Raw genomic sequence first — 7948 nt, forward strand, 5'->3', positions numbered from 1 at the left:
GCTCCATCCGTCGAGGAGAAGATGGTGGCAGGTCCAGATCAGCCGGTGCCGGTCTTGGCCGAGATCGACCAAAAGGAGCCGCATGAGCGGTGCCTGCGCGAGATCGAAGCCGCAGGCGCGCTCGGCCCGCGCCAGTGCATCGAGATCGGCGTCGCCGTGGTCACTCAGGTCGAGCCGGGTGATCGGCAGTTCGGCGGAGGCATGCACGAGTTGGAGCGGAGCGGCGAGGTCGCCGGTCCAGAGGAAGCTCGTTCGCAGGATCGGATGGCGTGCGACGCCCGCGCGCCAGGCCGCCGCGAACCGGTCGGGGTCGAGGTTACGGATCGTGACGCCGAGCTGGTTCACGTAGAGACCCGCTTTCGGCGCGGCCAGCGCGTGGAACAGGATTCCGCCCTGCGTCGGGGTCAACGGATAGATGTCCGTCACGTCCCGCAGATCGAGGCCGTCGATCCGGTCCTGCGTCAGGGCGGCCAGCGGGAAATCGGACGGTGTCGCGCCGCCGGCCTCGGGGTCGAGTCCGTGCTCGGCGAGGGCGGAGAACGCGGCACCGAGCCTTTCGGCGAGGCACTCGATAGTGGCCCCGTCGAAACGGGCGGCGCTGTAGCCGAGGCGCAGGGTGACCGCGCCGTCCCGCAGGAAGCTGTCGACGATCAGCTCGGCGCCGAGAGGTGCGGCGGGATCCGCCGACAGGCGCATCGATTCGGCATCGATGGAGAACAGGGAACCGGCATCGGTGGCGGCGACGGTGCCGAGGTGATTGAACGTCACCTCCGGCCAGGGCTGGGCCGAGAGTTTCGCACGCTCTGATTCCGGGCCGAGGTAGCGCAGGACCGAGTAGCCCGAGCCGTCCCCGGGGAGGGTTCGCACCGCTTCCTTAGTCGACTTTACATCGCGCCCGACATCGCCCGATACCGACAGGGTGATCGGAACCAGGGTGGTGAACCAGCCGACCGTCCGGTCGAGGGGAAGGTTCGTGGCGTCCCCGTCCCGGCCGTGGCGCTCCAGGGTGACGCCCAGCGTCGAGTACCCCGACCAGGCGGCGACGGCGCGGGACAGGCCGGCGAGGAGCACCTCGTCGAGCCGCATCCCGTAGGCCGTGCGCAGGCGATCGAGCCCAGCCATGAGGGAGGGGTCGAGGACGAGGGTCCTCGTCGCGGCGTGATGCTGGTCACGCGCGCCTTCGGGTCGGTCGACCGGAAGGAGCGCAGCCGAAGCCGCGGACGCCCAAGCCTCGCTGCGACCGGCGATCTCCGCCGCGTGATCTCGCAGACGATGGGCCCAGGCCCGGAAGGGCGTCGCGACGGCAGGCGCCGATGCGTCTCCCCGGTAGAGCAGGTCGAGGTCGGAGACGAGGATGCGCCACGACACGGCATCCACGACGAGGTGATGGGCCGTGAGAAGCAGGCGCTGACGCCCGTCGGGGAAGTTCGCCAGGATGGCGGCGAAGACGCGGCCGTCGGCGACGTTGAGGCTGCGCTCGGCGGCGAGGAAGCAGACCCGTGCCTCGTCGTCGCTCTCCACTTCGACGATGGACAGGGGCTCGGCGAGCATCGCGGGCGATATCGGCTCCTGGATCCAGGCTCCGGTCGCATCGCGGCCGAAGGCGTAGCGCAACGCTTCGTGATGGGCCACCAGGGCCGCCAGCGCGTCGCCGAGGCGATCGGCGTCGAGCCTCACGCGGGCATCGAGTTCGAGGGACTGGTTCCAATGGTCCCGGCGGGCCATCGGCTGTTCGAAGAACCAATGCTGGATGGGCGTGAGCGGCGCAGGGCCTTCCGGCACGGACACCGTCGTCTCCGCCCCATCGGGCCGGGCGATGACGCGGGCCAGGGCGGTGACGGTCTGATGCTCGAAGATCTGGCGCGGCGTCGCGGCAAAGCCCGCTTCGCGCAGGCGGGCGACGATCTGCAGGCTGAGGATGGAATCGCCGCCGGCCTCGAAGAAGTTTCGGTCGGGTGGGATGGCGGGGAGGCCGAGGGCCTTGGCCCAGATCTCGGCCACCACGGTCTCGGTGGGGGTGAGCGGGCGCGAGGGACCGCCCGTCGCCTCCGCCAGCGGCGCGGGCTCGGGCAGGGCCGCGCGGTCGAGCTTGCCGTTGGGCGTCAGCGGCAAGCGATCCAGCGCCACGATCCGGCTCGGCACCATGTAGTCCGGCAACCGCCGGGCGAGGTCGGCCCGGAGTACGCTCGCGTCGAGGACCGCCCCGGCCGCCGCCACCGTATAGGCCACCAGCATCGGACCCGCCGGACCCTGCCGCAAAGCCGCCGCCGCGCCCGCCACAATCTCCTGCGCCAGCAGCGCCGCCTCGACCTCGCCGAGCTCGATCCGGAACCCGCGCAGCTTCACCTGCGCGTCGGCCCGGCCGAGATACTCCACCGTCCCGTCCGCCCGCCAGCGCGCCAGATCCCCGGTGCGGTACAGCCGGCCCCCTTCCCGACCCGACAGGTCCGGGAACGGATCGGGGATGAACCGGTCCGCCGTCTGCCCGGCCCGGCCGAGATAGCCCCGCGCCAGACCGTCACCGCCAAGATGCAGCTCCCCGGTGACGCCCACCGGCACCGGCTGCAACGCCGCGTCGAGAATGTAGGCCCGCCGGTCTCCCACCGCCCGGCCGATCGGGGCGTAGGCCCCCTCCACCGCGTCGCCGGCCCGTGCTCGCCACACCAGCGGCGAGATCACCGTCTCGGTGGGGCCGTAGCCGTTGATCAGCAGCGTCGGGTCGAGCGCCCGGCCGATCAGCGCGAAGCTCTCCCGCGACAGGGCCTCGCCGCCGAACGCATAGGAGCGCCGGCTCGGGCGAGGACCGCTGGCGGCCTCCAGCGCCAGCTGATGCATGTAGGCGGTGGGGAAGCCCGCATGGGTCACGCGATGACGCTCCATGGCGTCCAGCGCCTCGCGCGGTGTCCACAGCCCATCGGGCTTGAGCACGACGCAGCCACCGAAGGCCAGCGGCACCATCCAGCGCTCCTGCGCCCCGTCGAAGCTCATCGACAGGACGTGGAGTTCGCGGGTCTGCCGGTTCGTGCCGTAGACGGCCCCCGTGGCGCGGACATGCCGGGCCAGGGGCCCGTGCGCCACGGCAACGCCCTTGGGGGTCCCGGTGGAGCCGGACGTGTAGATCACGTAGGCGAGCTGCCCCGGATGGGCCGCGGGGGACGGCGCGGTCTCAGGTTCGGAGGCAAGGTCGAGGGCGGAGGGGTCCAGGCTACTGGCCTCTCCCATCCCGGCCTCTTGCGCCAGCCCGTCGAGGGCGCTGCCCTGCACCAGCAGCAGGCGGGCCCCGGCATCGCGCAGGAGGGCGGCCAGACGCGCCCTCGGCTGGGCCGGATCGAGGGGCAGGAACGCGCCCCCGGCCCGCAGGATGGCGAGGAACGCGGCGATCTGGTCCGGCCCGCGCGGCAGGGCCACGGCGACCACCGCCTCGGGGCCGATGCCGTCCCGGATCAGGCGGTGGGCGAGGCGGTTGGCGGCCCGGTCGAGCTCGCCGAACGTGGTGGTGCGCGGACCGCAGATCACCGCCGGGGCGTCGGGATCGGCCTGCGCTGCCGCGCCGATCAGCGCCGGCACCAGCGCCTCCGACAGCGGCATCCCATCCGCATAGGGCGAGGACAGCGAAGCGAGGGAAGCGGCCGGGACCAGCGGTAGGGTATCGACGCGGCGGCCGGTCTCCTCCACCGCGCCGCGCAGCAGGGTTAGGAAGCCGTCGCGCATCCGCTCCATGGTGTCCCGCTGGAACAGGTCGCGGGCATAGCCGAACGCCCCGCGCAAGGCCCCGCCGGCCTCTGCCACCGTTTCCAGAACGAGATCGAACTGGACATTGCCGGTTCCCCGCCCGAAGGGCGACACGACGAGATCGCCCACATTGAACCGGGACGGCCCCTCGACCCGGTGGCTGTGCATGACCTGGACGACGGGGGTATGGCTCACGGTCCGGCGGGTCTGGAGCGCCTCCACCAGACGCTCGAAGGGCAGATCTTGGTGTCCTTGCGCATCCACCATGGCGTCGCGCACGGCCCGCACGTGGTCGAGGACGCTGGCCGCCGGATCGACGACGACCCGGATCGCCAGGGTGTTGACGAACAGGCCGACCAGCGCCTCCGTCTCCGGCCGGTTTCGGTTGGCCACCGGCACGCCGATGCGCAGGTCCGCTTCGCCGGTATAGCGCCGGAGCACCAGGGACAGGATGGCCAGCAGGACCATCGCCGTCGTGGCGCCGGCCTGCCGCGCAAGGGATTCGAGGCGGGCGGCGATATCGGCATCGACCGCGAAATCCACCGCCGCTCCGCGAAAGCTCTGGACCGCCGGGCGCGGGCGGTCGGCCGGCAGGGGGATCACGGACTCCGTCGCCCCGAGGCGGTCCCGCCACCAGCCGAGCTGGCGCTCGAGTTCGCCCGCCTCGAGCCAGTCGCGCTGCCAACGCGCGTAATCGGCATAGGCGATCGGCAGCGGCGGCAGGCCCGAGCTCTCCCCCGCCGCATAGAGGCGCATCAGGTCGGCGAGCAGGATCTCCACCGAGCGGCCGTCGGAGACGAGATGGTGCATCGTGAGGAGGAGGACGTGGCGCTCGGCCTCCATCCGCACCAGCACGGCCCTGAACAGGGGCGGTGCCGCCAGATCGAAGGGCCGTCGTGCCTCCTCCCGCGACAGGGACGCGAGGCGTTCCTCGGCTAAGGCCCGGTCCTCGGCCTCCAGCGAGACCTCCCGCAGGCTCGCCGCGACGAATGAAGCGGTGACCGCCTCGACCTCGTCGGTCTCCCCGGCCCGGAACCCCGTCCTCAGGGCTGGGTGCCGCGCCACGAGAGCGTCGAGCGCCCGCGCCAGCGCATCCCGGTCGAGCGCCCCGGAAAGAGCGAGCCCCCCGGCGATATGGAGCAGGGCCGCGTCGCCTCCCATCCGCCCGATCAGCCACAGCCGCTCCTGCGCGTAGGACAGGGGAGCGACCCTCTCGCCGCCCGCATCCTCGTCCCCCGCCACGATCGGCAGGCGCAAGAAGTCGATGCCGCGTGCGGCCAGGGCGTCGAGGAAGACCCTGCGCTTGTCGGGGGCAAGCCGGGCGAAGCGGCGGCTGAGATCGGCGGCTTGGCCAGACATTCAGGCCTCCAGATCGGCGAGGAGAGCGTCCATGTCGGACAGGTCGGCGGCCTCGTCCCGTCCGTCGCCCGCGACCTCGCTCGACGTCGCGGCCAGGGCGTAGCCGCGCAGGGTCGGGGCCTCGAACAGGGCACGGATCGGCACGGTGAGACCGAGACGCTGCTTCACCCGCATGGCGAGTTGCGCGGCGGTGAGGGAATGGCCGCCGAGGGCGAAGAAGTCGTCGTCTCGGCCCACATTCTCGACGTCCAGCACCTCGCGCCAGATCTCCGCCAGGGCGATCTCCATGGCCCCTTCGGGCGCGTCCGACCCTCGCGTGGTCGCGAGCGGCACCGGCAAGGCGCGCAGATCGAGCTTGCCGTTCGGGGTCAGCGGCAGGGACGCCACGACCAGGATGTGAGCCGGCATCATATGTGACGGTAGCCGGCGAACGATCCCGTCACGGAGGGCATCCGCGTCGATCCCGTCGCCGACCACATAGGCGACGAGGTGCCTGTCCCCGGCGGCGTCGCGCAGGATGACGGCGGCATCGATGACGCCGGGTTCCGCCCGCAGGGCCGCTGCGATCTCCCCCGTCTCGATCCGGAACCCGCGCAGCTTCACCTGCCCGTCGGCCCGTCCGAGATAGGCCAGCGTGCCGTCGGGCCGCCGCAGGGCGAGGTCGCCGCTGCGATAGAGGCGCGCCCCCGGTGGCCCGAACGGATCCGGCACGAAGCGCTCGGCCGTCAGCGCGGACCGCCCGAGATAGCCCTGGGCCAGACCGGCGCCGCCCACATGCAGCTCGCCCGCCACCCCATCCGGCACGGGGTCGAGGGCGGCGTCGAGGAGGTGCAGGGTGAGATCCGGCAGGGCCTCGCCGATGGGGCTGTCGGGCCGATCCGCGTCGTCGGCTACGAGCGGTCGATAGGTCACGTGAACCGTGGTCTCGGTGATGCCGTACATGTTCACGAGACGGGGCGAGGCATCGCCGAAACGCTCGAACCACGGGCGCAGGGCAGAAACATCGAGGGCTTCCCCGCCGAAGACGACGTGGCGTAGCGCCAGCCCCCGCGGCCGCGCGAGGGCGGCCTGCATCAGCGGCCGGAAGGCGGACGGGGTCTGGTTCAGCACCGTCACGCCCTCGCGGACGAGAAGGTCGAGGAACGCGTCCGCCGCCCGCGCCACCTCGCGCGGCACCACCACGAGCCGCCCGCCGTGACAGAGCGCGCCAAAAATCTCCCAGACCGAGAAATCGAACCCGTAGGAATGGAACAGCGTCCAGACGTCGTCCTCGGCGAAGGCGAAATCGTCCTGCGTGGTGGTCAGCAGTCGCGCCGCGTTGGAATGGGTGACGACGACGCCCTTCGGCCGGCCGGTGGAGCCCGACGTGTAGATCACGTAGGCCGGCTGCTCCGGGTGGGGTGCCGGAGGCAGCGGCGTGTCTCCGTCCTCGGACGCCGCCGGCCCGTCCATCAGGATCGGCCTGGGGCCGCCTTCGGGCAAGCTGTCGACGAGGCCGGCCGTGGCGAGCACGTGCCGGGCCCCGCAATCGGCGAGCATGAAGGCGAGTCGGTCGGCCGGATAGGCCGGATCGAGGGGAACATAGCCGGCTCCGCTCTTCAGGATCGCCAAGATGCCGACGACGAGGGAGATCGAGCGCTCGGCGCAGAGACCGACGAGATCGCCCGGCCGCACGCCTTCACGGACGAGATGCCGGGCAAGACGCGCCGCTCGGGTCTCTAGGTCGGCATAGGTCGCCTGCTCACCCTCGCACGTGACGGCCACGGCCTGCGGTCGCCGACCCGCCTGCCAAGCGATTCGGAGATGGATCGCGGGCTCGGCCGGCGATGGCCGGAGGACGGCGGCCCGATGCCGCGCCGCTTCGATCTCGTCGGGCAGGACGAGGGAGAGGGAATCGAGGGGCGCGTCGGCCGCATCCATCAGGGCATCGAGGATGTGAAGCACCTGCGCGTTCAGGCGCCGGACCTCGGCGGAGGAGATCCGGGCCTGGTCGATGCTCCAGTTCAGTCGCGGCGCGCCGTCGAGGAGAAGCGACAGGGTGAGGGGAACGTCGGTCGCTTCGAGGGTCGCGACCGGGCCGAATTCCAGGCCGCCGAGGCTGCGGTCGCGGACCACGGCGTCGAGGGGGTAGTTCTCGACGACGACGAGGCTGTCGAACAGCGGCTGCCCGCCGCGCCCGACCCAGGCCTGGATGTCGGCCAGCGAAGCGAGATCGTGCTCGCGCAGGGCCGCCGCCTCGCCTTGCAGCCGACGCAGCCAGTCCCCCACGTTCAGATGTCCGGGCAGGCCGACGCAACGCGGCACCGTGTTGATGAACAGGCCGAGCACCCCGTGCATTCCGCCGTCATCCGGCGGGCGGCCCGACACGGTGGTGCCGAAGGCCACGGTGGAGCGCCCGGTGAAGCGGCTCAGGGTGAGCGCCCAGGCCGCCTCGAACACCGTGTTCAACGTCACCGTCTCGCGCCGGGCGAAAGCCTGGAGGCGGTCGGTCCGCGCCTCGCCGAGGGCGGTGTCGATGGCGATGTGTCCGCTCGCCCCCGTCTCGCCAGACAGAGCCGGGGCGAGGAGGCTCGGCTCGTCCAGCCCGGCCAGGGTCTCGCGCCAGAACGCCTCGTCGGCGCTGCGGTGGATGTGCGAAAGCCGGGTCAGATGCTCGCGGAACAGGCGCGTCGGTGCCTCGACCACCTCTCCGGCATAGTGGCGCAGCACCTCGGAGATCAGGCGCGCATTGCTCCATCCGTCGAGGAGAAGATGGTGGCAGGTCCAGATCAGCCGGTGCCGGTCTTGGCCGAGATCGACCAAAAGGAGCCGCATGAGCGGTGCCTGCGCGAGATCGAAGCCGCAGGCGCGCTCGGCC

At 71.8% G+C, this 7948-nt stretch carries 2 protein-coding genes; both read right to left on the reverse strand.

Annotated features, from left to right (window positions below):
• The coding region (locus FV220_RS22825; RefSeq protein ID WP_147833339.1) for a non-ribosomal peptide synthetase at positions 1 to 5091 on the reverse strand (5091 nt) is incomplete at its 3' end.
• On the reverse strand, positions 5092 to 7948 hold a 2857-nt coding region (locus tag FV220_RS22830; RefSeq protein ID WP_147833340.1), incomplete at its 5' end, for a non-ribosomal peptide synthetase.

Source organism: Methylobacterium sp. WL19, from assembly GCF_008040005.1.
GTDB classification, from domain to species: Bacteria; Pseudomonadota; Alphaproteobacteria; order Rhizobiales; family Beijerinckiaceae; genus Methylobacterium; species Methylobacterium bullatum.